Consider the following 22675-nt stretch of genomic DNA (forward strand, 5'->3'; position numbering starts at 1 on the left):
AAGTCACGGCGGAACTCATGACTTCATTTTCAAATAAAAACCGCCTGTTAATATGATGATGGTCACACTTAACGCGCTGCGGGCCATTTTATGTGATAATTGTCACTTTAATTTTTCAAAAACGCTGACCGTTTGAGAAAATAAATTCACAAAACCACAACGCTAATGACCGAATGAATGTATATCGTGGAAAACGGGCAAATGTTACAAAGAAATAAAATGCCCGCTTGATGAAATATTATTAAGAACGGGCATTTTAAACACTCTCTTAATGGGCATGGTTGCTTTATTCATGGCGGAATTATTGACGCGGTTCACAAAATATAGTCATGAAAATTCCCCTTTGATTATTCAGGTTGATGATGAAGACCATTATTCACCCTATCCCACGGTAGCCGACGATATTTCTGTTGCCCTGCCGTTGACGGATGATGAGTCACCAAAAGAGGAACGCAATGGAAAGAAACAGACTGGCCCGGCAGATTATCGATACCTGCCTGGAAATGACCCGCCTGGGGTTAAATCAGGGGACCGCCGGCAATGTCAGCGTGCGCTATCAGGGAGGAATGCTGATCACCCCCACCGGTATCCCGTATGAAAAGCTGACGGAAGACAAGATCGTCTTTATTGATGCCGATGGTCAGCATGAGCAGGGAAAATTGCCCTCCAGCGAATGGCGTTTTCATCAGGCGGCCTACCAGACGCGGCCCGATGCCCAGGCGGTGGTCCACAATCACGCCGTCCATTGTACGGCGGTGTCGATCCTCAACCGGCCCATCCCGGCCATCCACTATATGATCGCCGCGGCCGGCGGGAATTCGATCCCCTGCGCGCCCTATGCCACGTTCGGCACCCGCGAGCTGTCTGAGCATGTCGCGGTAGCGCTGAAGCACCGCAAAGCCACGCTGCTGCAGCATCATGGCCTGATCGCCTGCGAGGCCAGCCTGGAGAAAGCGCTCTGGCTGGCGCATGAAGTGGAGGTCCTGGCCCAGCTCTACCTCAGCACGCTGGCGATTATCGACCCGGTACCGGTGCTGGATGAGGAGGCGATCGCCATCGTGCTGGAGAAGTTCAAAACCTACGGATTACGTATTGAAGAGTGATGCCGCAACGCTAACAGGAGAGACGCGATGGCAAACCGAATGATCCTCAACGAAACGGCGTGGTTTGGCCGGGGGGCGATAAACGCATTAACCGATGAAGTAGCTCGGCGCGGCTATCGTAAAGCATTGATCGTCACCGACAGCACCCTCGCCCGCTGCGGCGTGGCGGCGAAAGTCACTGATAAACTGGATGCCGCCGGGCTGGCATGGGATATGTTCAGCGACGTGATCCCTAACCCGACCATTGCCGTGGTCCAGCAGGGACTGCAGGCCTTTCAGCGCAGCGGGGCGGATTACCTGATCGCCATCGGCGGCGGTTCGCCGCAGGATACCTGTAAAGCGATCGGTATTATTCAGCGTAACCCGGAATTCGCCGATGTCCGTAGCCTCGAGGGGCTGTCGCCCACCCGTCAGCCCAGCGTGCCGATCTTCGCGGTGCCGACCACCGCGGGTACCGCGGCGGAGGTGACGATTAACTATGTCATCACCGATGAAGAACAGCGGCGTAAGTTCGTCTGCGTCGATCCGCATGATATCCCGCAGGTGGCCTTTATCGATGCCGATATGATGGACGCCATGCCGCCGGCGCTGAAGGCGGCCACCGGCGTGGACGCCCTGACGCACGCTATCGAAGGATATCTCACCCGCGGCGCCTGGGCTTTGACTGATGCGCTGCACCTCAAGGCCATCGAGATCATTGCCGGGGCGCTGCGCGGCTCGGTTGCCGGGGATGCCGGCGCGGGCGAAGCCATGGCGCTGGGCCAGTACGTCGCGGGGATGGGATTTTCCAACGTCGGGCTCGGGCTGGTGCACGGCATGGCGCATCCGCTCGGCGCTTTTTACAACACGCCGCACGGCGTGGCGAATGCCATCCTGCTGCCGCACGTGATGCGCTTTAATGCTGAGGCGACCGGGGAAAAATATCGCGATATCGCCCAGGCGATGGGCGTCAGGGTGGAAGCGTTAAGCCTGACTGCCGCGCGCCAGGCGGCAGTGGAGGCGGTCTGCCAGCTAAACCGCGATGTCGGTATTCCCGGCCATCTGCGCGAGGTGGGCGTCAGGAAAGAGGATATTCCGGCGCTGGCGCAGGCGGCGCTGGAGGATGTGTGTACCGGCGGTAACCCGCGTGAGGCGAGCCTGGCCGATATCGTCGGGTTATATCAGGCGGCCTGGTGATTGCCTGGCCCGGGTAAAGCAGGCAATGCCGGAGGCAGTTACCCTGCACCGGCGCACCTCTTAACGATGGTTAGCGCGTCAGCCGCAGCTGCTGCAGATTGCCATCCAGCTGGAGGTCGGTCTGCAGGCGGGCCACTTCCCGGCAGGTGAAGGCCATCTCCTGATGCGCGGCCAGTTTTTTGCGCCACTTCTCCGGGACCTCGGCCAGACGGGCGTACAGCCCCTCCAGGTCCTGAAACTCGTTCAACAGCTGGGCGGCGCTTTTGGGTCCAATGCCCGCCACGCCCGGCACCTTCGAGCTGCTGATCCCCGCCAGCCCCCAGTAATCCGCTAGCTGCTCTGGGGTGACGCCGAACTCGCTGGCGATGAAGGGCGCATCCAGCCAGCGCTTCTGAAAGTAGTCGCGGATGCGGATGGTGGGCGACAGCAGCTGACAGTAGCCTTTGTCGGTGGAGACAATGGTGGCTTGATGGCCCGCCTGGGCCACCTTTACCGCCAGGGTGGCGGCGAGGTCGTCCGCTTCGCTGCCCGGCGAGGCCCAGCAGCGGATCCCCCGCTGTTCGAAGGCCGCCCGCAGCGCTGGCATCTCGGCCACCAGCGTTTCCGGCATCGGCGCGCGGCCGGCTTTGTACTCCGGCAGGCGCTGGTGGCGCCAGCCGTGGGCGCGATCTTCATCATCAAACACCGCCACCGCGTGGGTGGGCTGACTGTGGACGATCAGCTGCTCCAGCGCATGCAGGCAGGTATCGACGCAGGGCGAACCCTGCACCGCATGGATGCGGCGGATCAGATTTAACGCGTCGACGATTAACAGATGAACAGCCACAGATACCCCCTTATTCTCAGCGTCTTTAGGGTAACATCGCCATCGGATCGAGGCTATCTGCGCCTGAACAATCAGGAAGATAACGCGCAAATTTCGCTAACTGACCGCCATCATCGGGCTGACGATACCGGGCGCGGGTTCGCCGTACCACACCGCTTCGCGCACCGAAACCGGTTTGGCGATAAGCCCAAGGGCGTAAAAGCGATCGGCAATAGTCTGCTGGGCGCGGATCACTGACAGATCCATCGGCCTTGGGCGATGGCTGCGGCGGGCGAGAGCCATGCTCAGTGACCGGGCGTCAATCCCCAGCTCTGCCGAGAGTAAGCGGGCCGCTTCGCCACGATGTGAGTCGATAAACTGCCCGGTGTGGGTCAGCTCCGTCAGCAGACGGCGCATGATATCGCCATGCTGAGCGAGGTAGTCCCGTCGCGAAAGATAAAACTGATGGTTGTTGACCCGTCCTTCGCCGCTGGCAACCACCCGCAGCTCGCCGGTGTGCTCGGCGTCGCTGAGCAACGGGTCCCACATCATCCAGGCGTCAACCGCCAGGTAGTCGCTGGCGGTCAGCGGATATTTCGGCGGGGTATAGACCACCCGCACGTCGTTCAGCCCCAGCCCGGCGTCTTCGAGGATCTGCAGCAGCAGCCAGTGGACATTCGACCCCTTATTGAGGGCGATGCGTTTGCCGCGCAGATCGCTGAGCTGGCGAATGTCGCTCTCCTGCGGGACGACCATCGCCACGCTGCGCGGTGCCGGCGGCTCCCATGCGACGTACATCAGTTCGCTATTGCTGGCCTGGGCAAACACCGGCGGCGCTTCCCCGGTGGTGCCGAAGTCGATCTCGTTGCAGGCGAGGGCGTGGAGGAGCTGCGGTCCGGCAGGAAACTCACTCCACAGCACGTTGACGCCGAGGCTGGCGAAGGCGGTTTCCAGACTCTGACGGGCTTTCAGGATCCCGAGGCTGCCGAAGCGCTGGTAGCCAATGCGCAGTTCGCGATCGGCCCCGGCCTCGCTGGCGAACGCCCGCGGCGGCGCAGGCGGGCGGCGGCGGCTTTTGATCAGCCCGAGGTTGGCAAGCTGGGTGCGCAAGGTATGCCGACTGATCCCCAACAGCGCGGCCGCCTGGCTCTGGTTATCATCGCAATGCACCATGGCGTGGCGAATCAGGGCGCTGGTGACTCGCTGCCACAGCGGCTCGCCGGGAAGCGCCAGCTGGTGGCGAATAAAGTCATCCAGTTCATGGTCGTTCGCTGGCGACGGGGCGTCGTTGAGCGTCGCCAGGCGCAGCTGGGCAGGACTAATTTCCTCCTCTTTACTGAGCAGCACTGCGTTATGCAGGGTGTTTTCCAGCTCGCGAATGTTGCCCGGCCACGAATAGTCCATCAGCCGGGCCAGTGATTCCGGCGCCAGACGCAGGGTTGGCCGCCCGAGGCGCCGGGCGTAGAGTGATAAAAAGTGGTGCGCCAGCAGCGGGATATCCTGCCGACGCTGGCGCAGCGGCGGCAGCGGCACCACCGCGATATTCAGTCGATAGTAGAGATCCTCGCGAAAGCGGCGCTCACGGATAGCCTGGGCCAGGTCAACGTGGGTGGCGGCAATCACCCGGACATTCACTTTAATCGCTTTGCGTGAGCCGACGCGGGTAATTTCACGCTCCTGCAGCACCCGCAGCAGCTTGACCTGCAGCGGCAAGCTTAATTCGCCGATCTCGTCCAGCAGCAGCGTCCCCCCTTCCGCGGCTTCAAACCAGCCGGGCTGCCCCTGCTGTGCGCCGGTGAAGGCGCCTTTCTCATGGCCAAACAGTTCGGCTTCGGCGAGGCTCTCGGTCAGTGCGCCGCAGTTGACCGCCAGAAACGGCTGCTGGCGACGGGCGCTGTGATGATGGAGATAGCGCGCCACCACCTCCTTGCCGGTGCCGGTTTCGCCCACGATCAGCACGGTAGCCTCCGTCGGCGCGAGCTTGTCCAGCAGGCTCTGGAAAGCCTTCGACGCCGGGTCGATCAGCGCAGGAGCGGTGGAAGGGGATTCTGGGTTCAGCATAGCGGGCCTCCGATCATTGACGCTCTGAACTTATCCTGCGGCGGCAGCGGAAACCAGAGGGGGAAGGCCAGCGGCTGTTGCAAATGCGCCAGCGGATGCGCGGCGGCTGCGTGATTTGCAACAGCGTGGCGCGACGAAGCTGTCTTCAGTGCCTTGATTTTAAAAGATTAATTTTTCATTCACCATTGGCATGATTATCGCTAACACTCATATAACCAAATTAAAACATCTCTTCGATAAATATCGGATATGGTTATATAGGAAATAGATAATGACGCAGCAAGCTCCCGACAAGATCAATGTCTTCTGGTTCTTACCTACTCATGGCGATGGCCGCTATCTGGGTACCACCGAGGGTGGACGCCCTGTCGATTTACCTTACCTGCAGCAGGTGGCGCTGGCGGCCGACAGCCTGGGCTACTACGGCGTGCTGATCCCCACCGGTAAAAGCTGTGAAGATTCATGGCTGGTGGCCTCGGCGCTGGCGCCGTTGACCCGCCGTCTGCGCTATCTGGTGGCGGTCAGGCCGGGCCTGCAGCCGCCAACCCTGGCGGCGCGGATGGCGGCCACTCTCGACCGTTTATCGGAAGGTCGGCTGCTGATCAACGTCGTCACCGGCGGCGACCCGGTGGAAAACAAAGGCGACGGTATCTTCCTCAGCCACAGCGAGCGCTATCAGGTGACCCGCGAATTTCTCGATGTTTACACCCGCCTGCTGCGCGGGGAAAAAGTGGACTATCACGGTGAGCATATTCACGTGGAAGGCGCTGAAGTGCTGTTCCCGCCGGTGCAGGAGAATGGCCCGCCGCTCTATTTCGGCGGCTCTTCTGATGCGGCCATTGATGTGGCGGCCGAGCAGATCGACAGCTATCTGACGTGGGGCGAACCCCCGGAACTGGTGGCGGAGAAGCTGGCGGTGGTGCGCGAGCGCGCCGCGGCCCGCGGACGCACCCTGCAGTACGGCATTCGTCTGCACGTCATTGTGCGCGAAACGGAAGAAGAGGCATGGGCCGCCGCCGACCGGCTGATCGCCCATCTTGACGACGATACCATCGCCCAGGCGCAAAAGATCTTCGCCCGCATGGACTCGGCCGGCCAGGCGCGGATGAGCGCCCTGCATCAGGGATCGCGCGATAATTTGCGCATTGCGCCCAATTTGTGGGCCGGCGTCGGGCTGGTGCGCGGCGGCGCGGGTACCGCGCTGGTGGGTAATCCACAGCAGGTGGCGGAACGCATCCGCGAATATCAGGCGCTCGGCATCAGTAACTTTATCTTTTCCGGCTACCCGCATCTGGAAGAAGCGCACCGCTTTGCTGAGCTGGTGATGCCTCTGTTGCCGCTGGAAAACGCGGCCTCGTCGAAGGCGCGTAGCGTGAACACCGGTCCGTTTGGCGAAACCATCGGCGGCGATAAGCGCCCGGTGCGCCAGGTCAGCGCCAGCTAATGGCCCGGAGCGCGACCATGAGACAGCATACCGGAGGAGGGCAGCGATGAGTGCAGAACCGCATATCGTGATTATCGGCGGCGGCTTTAGCGGCGCGGCGGTGGCGATTGAGCTGCTGCGCCTGGCGCCGAACGGGGTGCGCGTGACGCTGCTGGAGCCGCGCCAATCCCCCGGCGCCGGGGTGGCCTACTCCACTGCGGAGCCGACGCACCGGATTAACGTCCCGGCCGCTCGCATGCAGCTGGCCGGCGACGAAGAGGGCGCCTTCGATCATTGGTACCGCCATCAGCCTGCCTTTACCGTCGATGTGCAGGCGCTGCGCCCGGACGGTTCCGTCTACCCTCAGCGCGGCCAGTTTGGTCGCTATGTGGCACAGCGTTTTGCTGGCGCCGCGGCGTCCAGCGGCGGACGGCTTCGCCACCTGCGCGATCGGGCGCTCGCTTTTCATCAGGGGACGGTGACCACCGACGGCGGCCTGCAGCTTAAGGCCGATCTGCTGGTGCTGGCGATCAGTCATCCACCGCCTTCTCTACCGGCACAGGCCGAAGCCTGGCGTCATCATCCGGCGCTGATTGCCAACCCGTGGCAGCCCGGCGCGCTCGATGCCATCGCCCCGCATGCCCGGGTGGCGGTGATGGGCACCGGATTAACCATGGCCGATACGGTCGCGACGCTGGACCGGCTGGGCCACCGCGGCAGTATCGTCGCCTTTTCGCGCCACGGCCTGCTGTCGCGCGGCAACCTTAGCGGCGCGGGGGCAACCTGGCCTGGCGACTATCAGCAGGGCAGCCTGCGTCAACGCCTGCGCCAGATCCGCCTCGACGTCGCCTGTGCGGCGCAGCAGGGCCTGAGCTGGCAGGTGGTGCTGGATGCGGTTCGTCAGCAGGGGCAGCAGATCTGGCAGGCGCTCAGCGTCGCCGATCGCCAGCGTTTTCTGCGCCATCTGCGCCATTACTGGGATGTCCACCGCTACCGCGTGGCGCCGCAGGTCGCCGAGGTACTGGAGGCGCGCCAGCACACGGGCAGTCTGCAGGTGCAGGCGGCCAGGTTACTGTCGATGAGCGGTGAAGGCGAGACGTTACGTCTGACGCTGTCGCGGCGCGGCGGCGGCGTGCAGACGCTGAGCGTCGATCACCTGATCCTGACCACCGGACCCGCACACCGCGCCCTGACCGACAGCCAGCCATTTTTACAGGACCTCGCCCGCCGCGGCCTGATTCGCGCCGATGCCCTCGGCATGGGCCTGGAAGTAGACAGCCGTTCCCGGGCAGTGGCTGAGCCGCACGTTGAGGCGCTGCCAGTGCTGGTGGCTGGTCCGGCCGCCCGCGGGCGTTTTGGCGAACTGATGGGCCTGCCGCAGGTAGCCGACCATGCCGCTGACGTGGCGGCGCAAGCGTTACTCACGCTCGGGATCCCGCAGGACTCCCGATGTCCTGCGTACTGAATACCTCCCTTTATTTTCCCTGATTCATTTTGCCGCGTGCGCCCTGGCGACGGGCCGCGCTATGGAGATTGCTATGTCATCACAACGTGAAATTCGTCTTAACGCTTTCGATATGAACTGCGTCGGCCATCAGTCGCCGGGCCTGTGGGCGCATCCCCGGGATCGCTCCTGGCAGTATAAAGATCTGGAGTACTGGGTGGATCTGGCGCGGCTGCTGGAGCGCGGCAAGTTCGACGGGCTGTTTATCGCCGACGTGCTGGGGATCTATGACGTGCTGGACGGCAGCGGCGACGCGGCGATCCGCCAGGCGACGCAGGTCCCGGTCAACGATCCGCTGGCTCTGATCACCCCGATGGCGCTGGTGACGGAGCATCTGGGCTTCGGCCTGACCGCCTCGCTGTCGTTTGAGCATCCTTACCCCTTCGCTCGTCGTCTGTCGACGCTCGATCATCTGACCAAAGGGCGGGTGGGCTGGAATATCGTCACCTCCTATCTGGAGAGCGGGGCGCGCAATATCGGCCAGCAGACTCAGACCGATCATGACACCCGCTATGACTATGCCGATGAGTATTTGCAGGTGATCTACAAACTGCTGGAGGGAAGCTGGGAGGACGGGGCGGTGCTGCGCGACAGAGAGCGGAAGATCTTCAGCGATCCGCGGAAAATCCATCCCATTAACCATCAAGGACAGTTCTTTTCCGTGCCGGGGATCCACCTCTGCGAGCCATCCCCGCAGCGCACGCCGGTGCTGTATCAGGCGGGGGCGTCCAGCCGCGGCAAACAGTTCGCCGCCGGCCATGCCGAATGCGTCTTCGTCGCAGCGCCGTCGAAGGTGCTGCTGAAGAAGACGGTGGCGGATATTCGCCGCCGGGCAGTTGAGGCGGGGCGCGATCCGCACAGCATCCTGATCTTCAACCTGCAGACGGTGATTGTCGGCGACACCGACCGCGAGGCGCAGGCGAAGTGGCAGGAATATAAGCAGTACGTCAGCTATGAAGGCGCGCTGGCGCTGCTCTCCGGCTGGACGGGGATCGATTTCGGCCAGTATCAGCCGGATCAGGTGCTGAAGTATCTGCACACCAACGCCATTCAGTCGGCGGTGGAGGCCTTTTCGACCGCTGATCCGAACCGCCAGTGGACGGTGCAGGCTCTGGCCGATTGGACGGGGATCGGCGGCTTCGGTCCGCTGGTGGTCGGCAGCGCGCAAACCGTGGCGGACGAACTGCAGTCCTGGGTCGAAGAGACGGACGTCGATGGCTTTAACCTCGCCTATGCCGTCACTCACGAAACCTTCCGCGACGTCGTCGAGCTGCTGGTGCCTGAGCTGCAAAAGCGCGGCGTCTTTAAGCAGGAGTACCGCGAGGGGACCCTGCGCGAAAAACTGTTCGGCGCCAGCCCGCGTCTGGCCGCGCCTCACCCGGGTGCCAGCTACCGCCGCGATGCGCGCACGGCGGCGTCGGTAGAGGAGAAGGTGACATGATCGCTATCGATGACCTGCATAAAAGTTACCGCACGGCGGATGGCCGGCTCAGCGCGGTGCTGAAAGGGCTGTCGCTGCAGGTGCCTGAGCGCTCCATCACCGCGGTGGTGGGGCCGAGCGGCGCCGGTAAATCAACCCTGGCGCGCTGCATCAGTCTGCTGGAGCAACCGGACAGCGGCAGCATCCGTATCAATGGCCAGGATCTGTCGGCGCTGTCCGGCGAGGCGCTGCGCCGGGAGCGGCGGGCGATTGGCACCGTTTTCCAGTCTTCGGCGCTGTTGAGCCGCAGGACCGCCTGGGAGAATGTCGCCCTGCCGCTGGCGTGGCTTGGTGTGGTGGAGCGCGATATTAAGGCGCGGGTTGGCGAGCTGCTGGAGAGCGTTGGCCTGAGCCACAAAGCGGATGCCTGGCCGGCCCAGCTCTCAGGCGGCCAGCGCCAGCGGATCGGCATTGCCCGCGCGCTGGCGCTGCGCCCGTCCGTTCTGCTGGCGGATGAAGCCACCTCCGGCCTCGATCCTCAGGCCACGGCCTCGGTGCTGGCTCTGCTCAAGCGGCTGCGTGACGAGTACCAGCTGGCGATCGTCCTGATCACCCATGAAATGGACGCGGTGCGCACGGCGGCGGATGCGGTAGCGGAGATCCGCGACGGGACGATCGTCCAGTACGGGCAGATCGAAGATCTGCTGGCGCGTCCCGATTCTCTGCTCGGCCAGCAGCTGTTGCCGCTGACGCCGGCGGCAGCGACCCACAGCGATCTGCTGCTGCGTCTGAGCTACCGCTGGGATGTGCCGGTGGCCACCGACTGGATCAGCCGCCTGAGCCAGCAGTGGGCGCTGCAGATCGATCTCCTTGGCGGTCACGTCGAGGTGATCAATGGTCGGCTGGCCGGTCGCCTGCAGGCCGGAGTGCGTTTTCAGGGCGAACGCCTGTCACCGGCGCGACTGCAGGGCCTGCTGGCGCAGCTCGGCATTACGGCGGAGATCCTCGACAGCGCGCCATTGCTCAGGGAGGCGGTATGAAACCGACAGTCATCAGCCAGGATACCCCCTGGGGCGAAATCCCTTCGCTGCTGCTCCCCGCTTATGGCGAAACCTGGCTGATGGTGGCCATTGTGATGCTGTTTGTCGTCACGCTGGGAGGGCTGGTGGGGGTGGTGTTGTTTAACGCCTCGCCGCGGGGTTTATTTCCGCACGCACTGCTGTACCGGCTGCTGAACTGGGTGGTCAACATGGGACGTTCGCTGCCGTTTCTGGTGCTGATGGCCGCCATTATCCCGTTCACATACTGGCTGACCGGCACCACGATTGGCATCCCCGCCGCGGTGGTGCCGATGATCGCCGCCGGCGTCCCGTTCTTTGGCCGTCTGGTGGAGAACGCGCTGCGCGAATTACCGGCGGAGGTTACCGCGGTGGGGGTCGTCTGCGGCGGGTCGCGCTGGCAAATCATTGCCAGCGCGCAGCTCAGTGAAGCCTTGCCCGCGCTGGTGGCGGCGGTGACGCTAAACCTGGTCTCGATGATCGAGTATTCGGCTATCGCCGGGACCATCGGTGCTGGCGGCATCGGCTACCTGGCCGTGGTGTACGGCTATCAGCGCTTCGACAACCACATCATGATCGCGACGATCGTTGCCCTGATCGCCACGATCCAGTTGATTCAATTTTTGGGTGACCGTCTGGTCAACCGTTTACGCCACACGCAGGGGAACCTTGTATGACAACAGAACAATTTGAGTTACGTAAAGCGCGGCGCTGGCCCTGGCTGGCAGCGCTGGCGGTGATTATCCTGCTCGCCATCGCCTTCTGGTGGTGGCGGGGACATACCCAAAGCCAGCAGGTGGTCTTCGGCAGCACGTTAAAAATTCACTACGAGCCGGCGATGGCCGGCGAGCAGCGGATCATTGAGTATATTAATCAGCATATTGCGCCCGATTACGGTCTGAAACTGGAGGCGGTGGGGGTGCAGGATCCGGTCCAGGCTGACCGCGCGGTAGCGGAAGGACAGTATGCCGGGACGATCTATCAGCATCAGTGGTGGCTTAAACAGGTGGTGGACGCTAACGGCTTTGCGCTGTCGATCACGGTGCCGGTGTTCCAGTGGGCGTTCGGTATCTATTCCGACCGCTACTCGTCGGTACAGGCATTGCCCAACGGCGCGACTATTGTCGTGCCTGACGACGGCGCCAATCAGGGGCAGGCTCTGTGGCTGCTCCAGCGCATTGGGTTGATCTCGCTCGACCCGGCGGTGGAGCCGCGCACGGCGAAGCTGAAAAATATTGTCGGCAACCCGCATCAGTTTGTCTTTAAAGAGCTGGATCTGCTGACCATGCCGCGGGCGTTAAATTCGGTAGATGCCGCCATCGGCTATGTCTCGCAATTTGATGCCGGGAAAGTCCCGCGGGAGAAAGGCATATTATTCCCGCCGGCGCCGCGCACCTTTGCTTCGCAATTAGTGATTGGTACGCCGTATTTATCGCAGGAAAATATCGTCAAATTAAAACAGGCTTTTTCTGACCCACGGATCCAGACGTGGTTAAAAACCACCGATGACCCGCTGGTAAAAGACGTATTAGTTCCGGTGTCCGCGGAATAAGCATCCTGCACGACGTCTATTTTCGTTGTTATTTATTTCCCTTGAGGATGCGCGAAAGCGCGTCCTTTTTGTGCTGGCAATATTTATTAACTTATTGATTATATTGATTTTTATATAATGATTTGTTGTTTTGATTCTCGCCGCGCGCGGTCTATAACCGCTAATGACCTGCACAAAATAATAAGGTGAAAAAAATGAGTACATTTCCAGTGGATAATCCCGGTATCGCTTCGGTACCGGTCAGTAGCGTCGGGGATGTGGCGCGGTTAATTAATTCCGGCAAGGAACAAGCGAAATATGCGCGGATGATTGTCTTCCTCGCGCTGGGGGGCGTCTTTCTCGACGCGTATGACTTAACCACGCTCTCCTACGGTATTGATGACGTCGTGCGTGAATTTCAGCTCTCACCGCTGCTGACCGGCCTGGTGACTTCGTCCATTATGGTCGGAACCATCGTCGGCAATATTATCGGCGGCTGGCTGACCGATAAATATGGTCGCTATTCGGTCTTTATGGCCGATATGTTCTTTTTCGTGATTTCGGCTATCGCCGCCGGGCTGGCGCCGAACGTCTGGGTGTTGATTGGCGCCCGCTTCCTGATGGGCATCGGCGTCGGCATCGACCTGCCGGTGGCGATGTCCTATCTGGCCGAGTTTTCCCGCTTTGCCGGCAAAGGCAACAAAGCGGCTCGCCTCGCGGCGTGGTGCCCGATGTGGTACGCCGCCTCAACCGTCTGCTTTCTCATTATCTTCGGCCTCTATTTCCTGCTGCCGCAGGAGCATCTTGACTGGCTGTGGCGCGCCTCCCTGCTGTTCGGCGCCGTGCCGGCACTGCTGATTATTGCCGTCCGCAGCCGGTTTATGAACGAATCCCCGCTGTGGGCGGCAAACCAGGGCGATCTGACCTCTGCGGTGCGTATTCTACGCGACTCCTGGGGGATCCATGCCCATGAGGTCCCGGCGGCGAAGCCCGCGCCAGCGCCGAAAGTGAGCTTCCGCGTGCTGTTCGAAAAACCGTACCGTGAGCGGACTATCGTCGCCGGGGTGATGAATATCTGTATCTCCTTCGAGTACACGGCGATTGCCTTTTTCCTGCCGTCAATTCTTGCCCAGTTCCTCGGGGCTGGCGTCTTCGAAACTATTTCGGCATCGCTGGGGCTGAACGCCCTGTTTGCTTTTACCGGCGGGCTGCTCGGTATGCATCTGGCGTGGAAATATCCTTCGCGTCATGTGGCGATAGCCGGCTTCGCCCTGCAGTTTGTGGCGCTGATTGTGCTGGCGCTGGTGGGGCAACCGCACGCGACGGCAGGCATCGTGCTGGCCATCGCGATGCTGGGGCTGTGGCTATTCGCCGAAGGGTTTGGCCCGGGTGCGCAGCTGATGATCTACCCGGCGCTCTCCTATCCTACTGCCATTCGCGCCACCGGGGTCGGTTTCAGCCGGGCGCTCTCCGGGATCGGCAGTGCGCTGGCGCTGTTTATTCTGCCGCTGCTGCAGGCCTCGCTCGGCACGCAGATGTTCTGGGTGGTCTCGCTTGCCGCCATTATTCCCATTTTCTTCCTGCTGGCGGTCCGTCATGAACCGACGCGAGAAGATATCGACGCAATCCATGAATAAGGAACTGACCATGACCTTGCTCTCCACAGGCACCGATTATGACGCGCTGGCGGCCGCCTTCCGCCCGATATTCACCCGTATCGCCCAGGGCGCCGCGGAGCGCGAACAGCAGCGCACTCTGCCCGATGAGCCGATCCGCTGGCTGAAGGAAGCGGGCTTCGGCACGCTGCGTATCCCGCGCGAGAAGGGCGGCTGGGGCGCTTCGCTGCCGCAGCTCAGCGCGCTGCTGATCGAGCTGGCGCAAGCGGACTCTAACCTGCCGCAGGCCCTGCGCGCGCACTTTGCCTTTGTGGAAGATCAACTGAATCAGCCGGATTCTGCCGGGCGCGACCGCTGGTTTCGTCGCTTCCTCGACGGCGAGCTGGTGGGCAGCGGCTGGACGGAGATCGGCGCGGTGAAGCTGGGAGAGGTGAACACCAGGGTGACGCCGACAGAGGGCGGCTGGCGACTCGACGGCGAGAAGTTTTACAGCACCGGCGCGTTATACGCCGACTGGATCGATGTGTTTGCCCGGCGCAGTGATACCGCCGGCGACGTGATTGCCCTGGTCAGCACCCATCAGACCGGCGTGGCGCGGGAAGATGACTGGGATGGCTTTGGCCAGCGGTTGACCGGCAGCGGAACCACCCGCTTCACCGACGCCAGGGTGGAAACCGAACATGTCTATGATTTTGCCCGGCGCTTTCGCTATCAGACCGCTTTCTACCAGCATGTACTGCTGGCGACCCTCGCGGGCATTGGCCTGGCGGTTGAGCGGGATGCCGCGCAGGGCGTCAAACACCGCTCCCGGATGTACAGCCACGGTAACGCCGCCGTGCCGCGCGATGACGCCCAGGTTCTGCAGGTCGTTGGGCAGATCAGCAGCTGGGCATGGGCGACCCGGGCCGCGGTCCTGCAGGCCGCGGAATCGCTGCAACAGGCCTATGTGGTGCACGCCAGCGACGACGACGCGTTGATTGCCCAGCGTAACCAGCTGGCGGAAGTGGAAGCGGCGCAGGCGCAGGTGATCGCCAGCGACTGGATCCCGCGGGCGGCGACGGAGCTGTTTAATGCCCTCGGGGCGTCGGATACGCGAACCCGTCTGGCGCTGGATCGCCACTGGCGCAATGCGCGGACGGTCGCCTCACATAATCCGGTGATTTATAAGGCACGCAATATCGGTAACTGGCTGGTGAACGGTGAAGCGCCCACCTTTATCTGGCAGATTGGCAATGGTGAGAAAACGGCGGGGTAAGCCTGTCGGCGACGGGAGGCGCAGTGCCTCCCGTCGTCAGAAAAATCAAGGTTTATCCAGCGACCAGGTGGCGCTGCGCACGTCGACTTTCACCGGCAGCAGGCCAATGCGCGTAAAGGTATCCGCCAGCGCCTGCTGTTCGTTATACACCGCCGGCGTCATGCGTTCGGCACCGTAGGGCAGGCGGGCCAGGGTCTTCAGCCAGATGGCTTTATCCAGCCCGGTTGAGGTCGACAGCAGCCCGGCGGCCTCGTCCTGATGGCTGTTCGCCCACGCGCTGAGTTTACCCAACTCATCCACCACCTGCTTTGCTGTCTCCGGGTAGGTATCTGCAAACTTACGGCTGGCGAGATAGAAGGTGTAGTGCGGCACCAGCCCCTCGGCATTGCGGATCTGTCGGGCTTTCGCGTTGGTTTCCACTTCTGCGAGGAACGGATCCCAGATCACCCACGCATCAATCGCCCCGCGCTGGAAAGCGGCGCGGGCGTCCGCCGGCGGCAGATAGACCGGGGTGATGTCTTTATAGCTGAGGCCCGCTTTTTCCAGTGCGGCAACCAGCAGGTAGTTGACGTCAGACCCCTTGTTCAACCCCACACGCTTGCCCTTCAAATCGGCCACGCTGTGGATTGCCGACTGTTCAGGCACCACAATCGCTTCCGTTTTCGGGTTAGCAGGGGAGTGGGCAAGGTAGACCAGATCGGCTTGCGCCGCCTGGGCAAAGGCCGGAGGCGCATCGCCGGTCGCGGCCAGATCGATACTACCGACGTTCAGCCCCTCCAGCATTTGCGGTCCGGCGGGGAATTCGACCCAGCGTACGGCAATGCCCTGTTTTTTCAGGCTCTCATCCAGCGTGCCGCGATACTTCAGCAGCGCGAAGATATTCGCTTTTTGATAACCGATGTTGACGGTTTCCGGCGCTTTGGCCAGCGTGGAGGTAGAGAGGGCGGCGAGGACCAGCAGCCAGGCGGGGCGGAATCGGTTGGACATTGTCTGTTCTCCTTAGCGGTTTTGCGTAAGGTAACAAACAGCGCTTATAACCATTAAATAACTAAAATTTTATTGATATAACAAAAAGAGTTGTTCAGGACGATGACCCGACACGCCGACGCGTGCCGGGTCTGAGGATTAATCGCAGGCGACGATCTTCATCGCCAGGCCACCGCGAGAGGTTTCCCGGTACTTGGCGTTCATGTCTTTACCGGTTTCGTACATGGTCTCGATCACTTTATCGAGGCAGACGCGCGGCTCGCTGGTCCGGCGCAGCGCCATTCGCGCGGCGTTGACCGCTTTCACGGCGGCGATAGCGTTGCGTTCGATGCACGGTACCTGCACCTGGCCGGCAACCGGGTCGCAGGTCAGGCCGAGGTTATGCTCCATGGCGATCTCTGCCGCGATGCACACCTGACCCGGGCTACCGCCCAGCAGTTCCGCCAGACCGGCCGCCGCCATCGAGCAGGCGACGCCCACTTCACCCTGACAGCCGACTTCGGCGCCGGAGATGGACGCGTTCATCTTATACAGCGAACCAATCGCGCTGGCGACCAGCATATAGCGGGCCAGAGAGTTGCTGTTCACCTTGCGGATAAACTTGTCGTAGTAGGCCAGCACCGCCGGCACGATACCGCAGGCGCCGTTGGTTGGCGCGGTAACGACCCGGCCACCGGCGGCGTTCTCTTCGTTCACCGCCAGGGCGAACATATTGATCCAGTCGACCACCGCCATCGGATCGCTGTTGGTGGTGTCCTGACTCACCAGCATGCGGCGCAGCGCGGCGGCCCGGCGCGGCACGCGCAGTTTGCCCGGCAGAACGCCTTCGGTGGTGATGCCGCGTTCGATACCGGCGCTCATCACTTCCCATACCGCGGCAAAGTGTTGCTCCAGCGCTTCTTTGCTGTGCAGCGCCAGTTCGTTCTGCATCATCAGCCCAGAGAGCGACAGCCCGGTTTCACGGCAGTGACGCTGCAGGTCGGCGGCGTTTTTATAAGGGTAAGGAACCGCAACCGGCGCATCGGCGATCTGGCCGAAGTGCGCTTCGTCGACGATAAAGCCGCCGCCGATAGAGTAATACGTCTGGCTGTAGATCACCTTGTCACCGGCCAGGGCGGTAATGCGCATGCCGTTCTCATGCAGCGACAGGTTGTCGGCATGGAAATTCATGCACTGATCGACCGGGAAGTCCACTTCGTGCTGACCGTTGGCCAGCATCAGGCGGCCATGGGTGTTAACGTCCTGAATAAAGCCCGGAATGGCGTCGATGTCGACGGTGTCCGGCAGGTTGCCGGCGAGTCCCATGATAATCGCGATGTCGGTATGGTGGCCTTTACCGGTCAGGGAGAGGGAGCCATAGACGTCGACGACGACTTTGCTGACGTCGGCCAGCAGGCCGCGTGCGATCAGATCGTCAGTGAATTGTTTGCCCGCTTTCATCGGTCCAACGGTATGGGAGCTGGAAGGGCCAATGCCGATTTTAAAGATATCGAATACGCTGATCATATGTATTCCCGTGCTGTCGGAAAGCGCGCCGCCGTTAAGCGGCGCGGGGGGAGGTATTGACTGAATTAGCTGAACAGCGAGTAGAAGATCGCGGAGATGGCAATCAGACCCATAATCACCACGAAGACGTTGCTGATATGGCCGCTGTATTTACGCATCGCCGGCACTTTCTGAATCGCGTACATCGGCATCAGGAACAGGATCATCGCGATAATCGGGCCGCCAAGGGTCTCGATCATCCCGAGGATGCTCGGGTTCAGCGTCGCCACAATCCAGGTGGTCACCAGCATGAACAGCGCGGTCAGCTTGTTCAGTTTGTTGACTTCGATAGATTTGCCTTTACTGCGCAGGGATTTAATCACCATGCCGTTAAAGCCTTCGCGGGCGCCCAGATAGTGGCCGAGGAAGGATTTGGTGATGGCGATCATCGCGATGATCGGCGCCATCCAGGCGATAACCGGCGCGTTAAAGTGGTTTGCCAGGTAAGACAGAATCGAGATGTTCTGCTCTTTCGCCGCCGCCAGGTCCGCCGGAGAGAGGCTCAGGACGCAGCTGAATACGAAGAACATCACGGTCAGCACCATCATAATGTGAGCGCGGGCCAGGATGCTGGAGCATTTCTTCTCGGCGCCTGCGCCGTACTCTTCACGCTTGGCCACCGCGAAGGAGGAGATGATCGGCGAGTGGTTGAAGGAGAAGACCATCACCGGGATCGCCAGCCACAGGGTCATCAGCAGGCCATTGCCGGTTGCGGAGGCGCTGCTCAGGGAGAGCGTCTCCAGCGCCGCGCCGTTCCACTGCGGGATCAGGTACAGCGCCAGAATCATCAGGGCGATAACGAACGGGAACACCAGGATGCTCATCGCTTTCACAATCATCTGCTCACCGAAACGCACGATGGTCATCATGCCGACGATCAGGATCAGCGACAGAATGGCGCGCGGCGGCGGCGTCATGTGCAGCTGGTGCGACATGAAGGTTTCGACGGTGTTAGTGATCGCCACGCTGTACACCAGCAGGATCGGGTAGATAGCGAAGAAGTAGAGCAGGGTAATCAGCTTCCCTGCGCCTACGCCGAAGTGTTCTTCCACCACTTCGGTGATGTCTTCGCCCGGGTTTTTCCCGGAGAGGACGAAGCGAGTCATACCGCGGTGAGCGAAGAAGGTCATCGGGAAGGCCAGAATCGCCATGATAATCAGGGGGATCATGCCGCCGACGCCGGCGTTGATCGGCAGGAACAAGACGCCCGCGCCGATCGCTGTACCGTACAGGCCCAGCATCCACATGGTGTCGGTTTTACGCCATCCGCTGCGGGTTTCGCCCGAAACGATGGTGCTGGTTTGAGTGGTTTCCATCTGTATCTCCTGGAGGAATCAACAAAATCTAATGAACAAATACAATTGCGTAACATGAAATTCGTTTAATTACGGTTTTTTTAGAAATTTTCTCCGTAATAATTGGGCCGGAAAGATACATTTATATGGTTTATGCATCAGTGATCGCGATCTCAAATGCAATAATCCACTTTCAATGTGCGTATTTTTAGTCCAACAGCCTGTTTCTGGTGATCAGCCAGCGATTTGTGGCGCGCAGGCTACCATTTGCAGCATATGAGATAAAAGCGGAGTGGCGTAATAACGAGGGATTTACTGTAAAAAAGAGAAGTAGTCGACGTTTTTGCGCTTAAAACCATTTTTTGCAGTGATAATTGTCGCAGTTTTTACAAACGCAAACGATTGGCTTTGTAGAAATGATTCAGGTGACTGAATAATAACAGAAAGGTTTTTAGCGCGATCTGGAAGTCAGAGGAAGAGAGCCCGCCGGGGGCAGGCTGCAGAAGATACCCCGGCGGGAGAGCGAGAAATCAGGCGATGATTTCGTAGCAGGGAATATAGGCGGTGCCGCCCGGTAGTTTCATACGGTGCTGGGCGACGAAGCCCTGCAGCAGATCGTCCATGCGGCGCATCATCTCCGGGTCGCCATGCAGCTTGTAAGGACCGTACTGCTCAATGGCCTGGATGCCCACCTCTTTGACGTTACCCGCGACAATCCCGGAGAAGGCGCGACGCAGGTCGGCGGCCAGCACTTCTACTGGCTGGTCCGGGGAGAGCTTGAGATTGGCCATGTTTTCATGGGTCGGTTCGAACGGCATCTGCAGGTCCGGCGAGATGCGAATCGACCAGTTGAAACTGTAGGCATCATCGGTTTCGCGGCGGCTCTCTTTCACCAGCGGCATCGCTTTTTTCATCTGCCGCGCCACTTCCGCCGGATCGTCGATGATGATCCGATAGTGACGACGGGCGGATTCGCCCAGAGTATGGGTGATAAACTCGTCCAGCACGCGGAAGTAGTCGGCGCTCTCTTTCGGTCCGGTGAGGATCAGCGGCAGCACCTGCGCTTTGTTCTCCGGATGCATCAGAATACCCAGCAGGTAGAGCAGCTCTTCGGCAGTACCGACGCCGCCCGGGAAGATAATGATCCCGTGGGCGATACGCACGAAGGCTTCCAGACGCTTTTCGATATCCGGCATGATGATCAGTTCGTTGACCAGCGGGTTCGGCGGTTCTGCGGCGATAATGGACGGTTCGGTCATGCCGATAAAGCGGCTGTCTTTGTAGCGCTGCTGCGCGTGGCCGACGGCGGCGCCTTTCATCGGGGCCTCCATCGCGCCAGGTCCGCAGCCGGTGCAGATGTTCAGTTCGCGCAGTCCCAACTGGGTACCGACGCGGCGGGCGTAGAGATATTCGTTTTCATTGATGGAGTGGCCACCCCAGCAGACGATCATGTTCGGCGCTTCGCCGACGTGCAGCGCGCGGGCGTTGCGCAGGATCGAAAACACCAGGTTGGTGATATGGACCGAACTTTCCAGATCGAGGTTCGGGAAGCGAACGGTATTGTGGATCTGGCCGTAAACGAACAGGATATCGCGCAGCACGGCAAACAGGTTGGCCTGCAGGGAACGGATAATGCGCCCGTCAACGAAAGCTTCTTCCGGCGGGTTGATCAGTTCCAGCTTCACGCCACGTTCGCGACGCAGCACGTTAATATCGAAGTTTTCAAAACGGGAGAGCAGCTCCTTGCTGTTATCGGTCAGGCTCCCCGAGTTGAGCACAGCAAGCGAGCAGTTGCGAAAGAGTTGATACAGGTCACTGCTGGCGGTGCGCTTAAGCATATCCACTTCCAGCTGCGACAGCATATCCATTGAACCAAGCGGGCTAACATGTGTAATCAAGTGAACTCCTTACAGGACGCTTATGGTCTTCCTGTGATTACAATAGCCCTGCGAGCGGCGTTTCCACAACCTTGCGCGCGCCTAAACGCACGCAAATTGTGAAATTATTTATTATTGTCGGGCGAGGCGGCCAGTGGCGGGGGAAAAGTCGCCGTTGCTGCGCCAGGGGTTGATATCCAGACCGCCGCGTCGCGTATAGCGGGCGTAAACGGAAAGCGATTCCGGCTGGCAGAAACGGAGAATATCGTTAAAGATGCGCTCGACGCACTGCTCATGGAATTCGTTATGGTGGCGGAATGAGACCAGATAGCGCAGGAGCTGCTCACGGTCGATTTTCGCCCCCCGATACTGGATCTGCACCGAGCCCCAGTCCGGCTGATGGGTGATCAGGCAGTTGGATTTCAGCAGATGGCTGACCAGCGTCTCTTCAACGATTTTGCCGCTGGCGGCACCCTGCAGATAGTCGGCGCTGAACTGATAGTTATCGATCTCGATATCCTGATCGTCGATGCAGGCGCCGTGCAGATGGGCGATCGGCTGGCCTTCCAGTTCATCCAGCCGATACAGCGACACCTTGACCTCACCCTGCGCGCAGGCGCTGAGATCGCGAGTCAGCGTCTCTGCAACGTCCTGCCAGCTGGCGAAACGCGTCTGGTTAAAGCTGTTGAGGTACAGCTTAAAGCTTTTCGACTCCACCAGATTGACGCTGGTATCGGGTAGCTCGACGTGGCCGACAGCGACCTGCGGCAGACCTTTGCCGTTCAGCCAGGAGAGTTCGTACAGCGTCCAGATATCGGCGCCGTGAAACGGCAGGTTATCGGCATGCAGGCCCAGCGGATCGCGGTTAAGGCTGCGCGGAACGCCCTGCAGCAGCGAGGCGTCATAAGTATCGCGGTAATCGGTTGATTTACCGAGCGTCAGGCCGGCCAGCGCCTGATGATTATCGTAAGAAGACATGTTTCACCATAGTAAAGCGGGTACACTATCTCTCCAGTGTATCCTGTCTAACGTGAAGAGAGAAACCGGTGGACCATCAGACCGCAGAAGCGCTGCGCGCTTTTACCCAACGTTATTGCGCCGCCTGGCAGCAGCAGCGTAACAGCCTGCCGCGCAGTGAAGAGCTTTACGGCGTCCCGTCGCCTTGCGTCGTTGATACCCAGGGCGAGGCCGTATTCTGGCAGCCGCAGCCGTTTTCGCTGGCGCAAAATATTAGCGCGGTTGAACGCGCCCTGGATATTGTGGTACAACAGCCGCTTCATTCTTATTATACCACTCAGTTTGCCGGCGACATGACCGGCCGGTTTGACGGCGAAACGCTGACGCTGCTGCAGACCTGGAGTGAAGAGGATTTCCAGCGGGTGCAGGAAAACTTAATCGGACACCTGGTGGTACAGAAGCGCTTGAAGCTGGCGCCGACGCTGTTTATCGCCACCCTCGAGAGTGAACGGGATGTTATTTCCGTCTGTAATCTCAGCGGCGAGGTGATCAAAGAGACCCTCGGTACCGCCAAACGCATCACGCTTTCCCCCTCGCTTGCGAGTTTCCTTAGCCACCTTGAGCCGGTTCTGTAATCCAGTCTACCTGGTCGTTTGTGAGAGATCTCTTACAAAACCTGTAAGAGATCGTCATCATTTAAGGCAAATTTAATCCCTTCATTTTTTTATAACTCATTGGTATTAAATCAGATCTTAATTTTTTCGTCCTTTTGAGTGGGGACTAATCTTAAGAGATTGTCTCAAGAAGGGTTGTAAGACGAGGCAGAATCAGTGATCCTATGTCTGTCGACAGGGAGTCGCGAAATGAAGCGAACATCAGGATGATGGCGCTTCTGCAGGACCCGCCAGGATGGCGTTGCAAGGACAGGCTTCAGGATGAAGCAAGGATAACGCAGGATCGCGTAATGGACACCTCCAGGATGGAGAACGAGAGCCGCTCAGGATGAACGGTGGATCAGGAAGATCGGGACAAACTTATGGATAAGTCATTTCACATCGGGGT

General features: G+C 60.3%; 19 protein-coding genes. 12 read left to right on the forward strand and 7 right to left on the reverse strand.

Annotation, left to right across the window (positions count from 1 at the left end):
* The first annotated feature begins 455 nt into the window (after positions 1-455).
* Entirely contained in the window at positions 456-1103 is a 648-nt protein-coding gene (gene fucA, locus CWM54_RS12300) for an L-fuculose-phosphate aldolase (protein ID WP_100697287.1), read from the forward strand.
* 27 nt (positions 1104-1130) lie between these two features.
* Complete coding sequence (gene fucO, locus CWM54_RS12305) at positions 1131-2279, forward strand: lactaldehyde reductase (RefSeq protein ID WP_100697289.1); 1149 nt, start codon at positions 1131-1133, stop codon at positions 2277-2279.
* Positions 2280-2349: 70 nt separating this feature from the next.
* Here the strand turns inward: fucO and xni are convergent, their stop codons facing one another.
* Both xni and CWM54_RS12315 read right to left on the reverse strand, forming a co-directional pair.
* A complete protein-coding gene (xni, locus tag CWM54_RS12310) occupies positions 2350-3105 on the reverse strand; it encodes a flap endonuclease Xni (protein WP_004142871.1) in 756 nt (251 codons plus the stop codon).
* 96 nt (positions 3106-3201) lie between these two features.
* Complete coding sequence (locus tag CWM54_RS12315) at positions 3202-5145, reverse strand: sigma-54-dependent Fis family transcriptional regulator (RefSeq protein WP_100697291.1); 1944 nt, start codon at positions 5143-5145, stop codon at positions 3202-3204.
* 77 nt (positions 5146-5222) lie between these two features.
* Between CWM54_RS12315 and CWM54_RS28605 the strand changes: the two genes are divergently transcribed.
* The 9 genes from CWM54_RS28605 to CWM54_RS12360 all read left to right on the forward strand — a co-directional run bounded on the left by CWM54_RS28605 (position 5223) and on the right by CWM54_RS12360 (position 14952).
* Entirely contained in the window at positions 5223-5339 is a 117-nt protein-coding gene (locus CWM54_RS28605; protein ID WP_165785925.1) for a hypothetical protein, read from the forward strand.
* 77 nt (positions 5340-5416) lie between these two features.
* On the forward strand, positions 5417-6589 hold the full coding sequence (gene ssuD, locus CWM54_RS12320) for an FMNH2-dependent alkanesulfonate monooxygenase (RefSeq protein WP_022065017.1): 1173 nt from the start codon (positions 5417-5419) through the stop codon (positions 6587-6589).
* A 46-nt stretch (positions 6590-6635) separates the two neighbouring features.
* Entirely contained in the window at positions 6636-8033 is a 1398-nt protein-coding gene (locus tag CWM54_RS12325) for an FAD/NAD(P)-binding protein (protein ID WP_100697293.1), read from the forward strand.
* Positions 8034-8106: 73 nt separating this feature from the next.
* Complete coding sequence (locus CWM54_RS12330; RefSeq protein WP_100697295.1) at positions 8107-9513, forward strand: LLM class flavin-dependent oxidoreductase; 1407 nt, start codon at positions 8107-8109, stop codon at positions 9511-9513.
* Positions 9510-10532, forward strand: coding sequence for a methionine ABC transporter ATP-binding protein (locus CWM54_RS12335; protein ID WP_100697297.1), 1023 nt, complete (start codon positions 9510-9512; stop codon positions 10530-10532). The genes CWM54_RS12330 and CWM54_RS12335 overlap by 4 nt, the downstream gene beginning before the upstream one ends.
* Positions 10529-11227, forward strand: a complete 699-nt coding sequence (locus CWM54_RS12340) for a methionine ABC transporter permease (RefSeq protein WP_008806263.1) — start codon at positions 10529-10531, stop codon at positions 11225-11227. Before CWM54_RS12335 ends, CWM54_RS12340 begins: the two co-directional genes overlap by 4 nt.
* A complete protein-coding gene (locus CWM54_RS12345) occupies positions 11224-12102 on the forward strand; it encodes a MetQ/NlpA family ABC transporter substrate-binding protein (protein ID WP_100697299.1) in 879 nt (292 codons plus the stop codon). Before CWM54_RS12340 ends, CWM54_RS12345 begins: the two co-directional genes overlap by 4 nt.
* Before the next feature lie 194 nt (positions 12103-12296).
* Positions 12297-13718, forward strand: coding sequence for an MFS transporter (locus CWM54_RS12355; RefSeq protein WP_074387726.1), 1422 nt, complete (start codon positions 12297-12299; stop codon positions 13716-13718).
* 10 nt (positions 13719-13728) lie between these two features.
* Positions 13729-14952: an acyl-CoA dehydrogenase family protein gene (locus CWM54_RS12360; RefSeq protein ID WP_100680781.1), complete on the forward strand. Its 1224-nt coding sequence runs from the start codon at positions 13729-13731 to the stop codon at positions 14950-14952.
* Between the two features lie 45 nt (positions 14953-14997).
* On the opposite strand, the gene CWM54_RS12365 is transcribed toward CWM54_RS12360, so the two are convergent.
* The 5 genes from CWM54_RS12365 to queF form a co-directional block, all read right to left on the reverse strand.
* Positions 14998-15939, reverse strand: coding sequence for an aliphatic sulfonate ABC transporter substrate-binding protein (locus tag CWM54_RS12365; protein WP_061153486.1), 942 nt, complete (start codon positions 15937-15939; stop codon positions 14998-15000).
* Positions 15940-16077: 138 nt separating this feature from the next.
* Positions 16078-17445, reverse strand: a complete 1368-nt coding sequence (locus CWM54_RS12370) for an L-serine ammonia-lyase (protein WP_012540721.1) — start codon at positions 17443-17445, stop codon at positions 16078-16080.
* A 65-nt stretch (positions 17446-17510) separates the two neighbouring features.
* On the reverse strand, positions 17511-18800 hold the full coding sequence (locus tag CWM54_RS12375) for an HAAAP family serine/threonine permease (protein WP_032731171.1): 1290 nt from the start codon (positions 18798-18800) through the stop codon (positions 17511-17513).
* 509 nt (positions 18801-19309) lie between these two features.
* The gene (ppnN, locus tag CWM54_RS12380) at positions 19310-20677 is read right to left on the reverse strand and encodes a nucleotide 5'-monophosphate nucleosidase PpnN (RefSeq protein WP_061153489.1); all 1368 of its coding nucleotides are present in this window, start codon (positions 20675-20677) and stop codon (positions 19310-19312) included.
* 111 nt (positions 20678-20788) lie between these two features.
* Positions 20789-21634 (reverse strand): NADPH-dependent 7-cyano-7-deazaguanine reductase QueF, encoded by an 846-nt coding sequence (queF, locus tag CWM54_RS12385; RefSeq protein WP_100680782.1) that lies wholly within the window; start codon positions 21632-21634, stop codon positions 20789-20791.
* Positions 21635-21702: 68 nt separating this feature from the next.
* Here queF and syd point away from each other — a divergent pair, with 68 nt between their 5' ends.
* Positions 21703-22248, forward strand: a complete 546-nt coding sequence (gene syd, locus CWM54_RS12390) for a SecY-interacting protein (protein WP_061153491.1) — start codon at positions 21703-21705, stop codon at positions 22246-22248.
* The last annotated feature ends 427 nt before the right edge of the window (positions 22249-22675 follow it).

The sequence above is a fragment of the Klebsiella sp. D-Nf1 genome, assembly GCF_002810515.1.
In the GTDB taxonomy this organism is placed as follows: domain Bacteria; phylum Pseudomonadota; class Gammaproteobacteria; order Enterobacterales; family Enterobacteriaceae; genus Klebsiella; species Klebsiella variicola.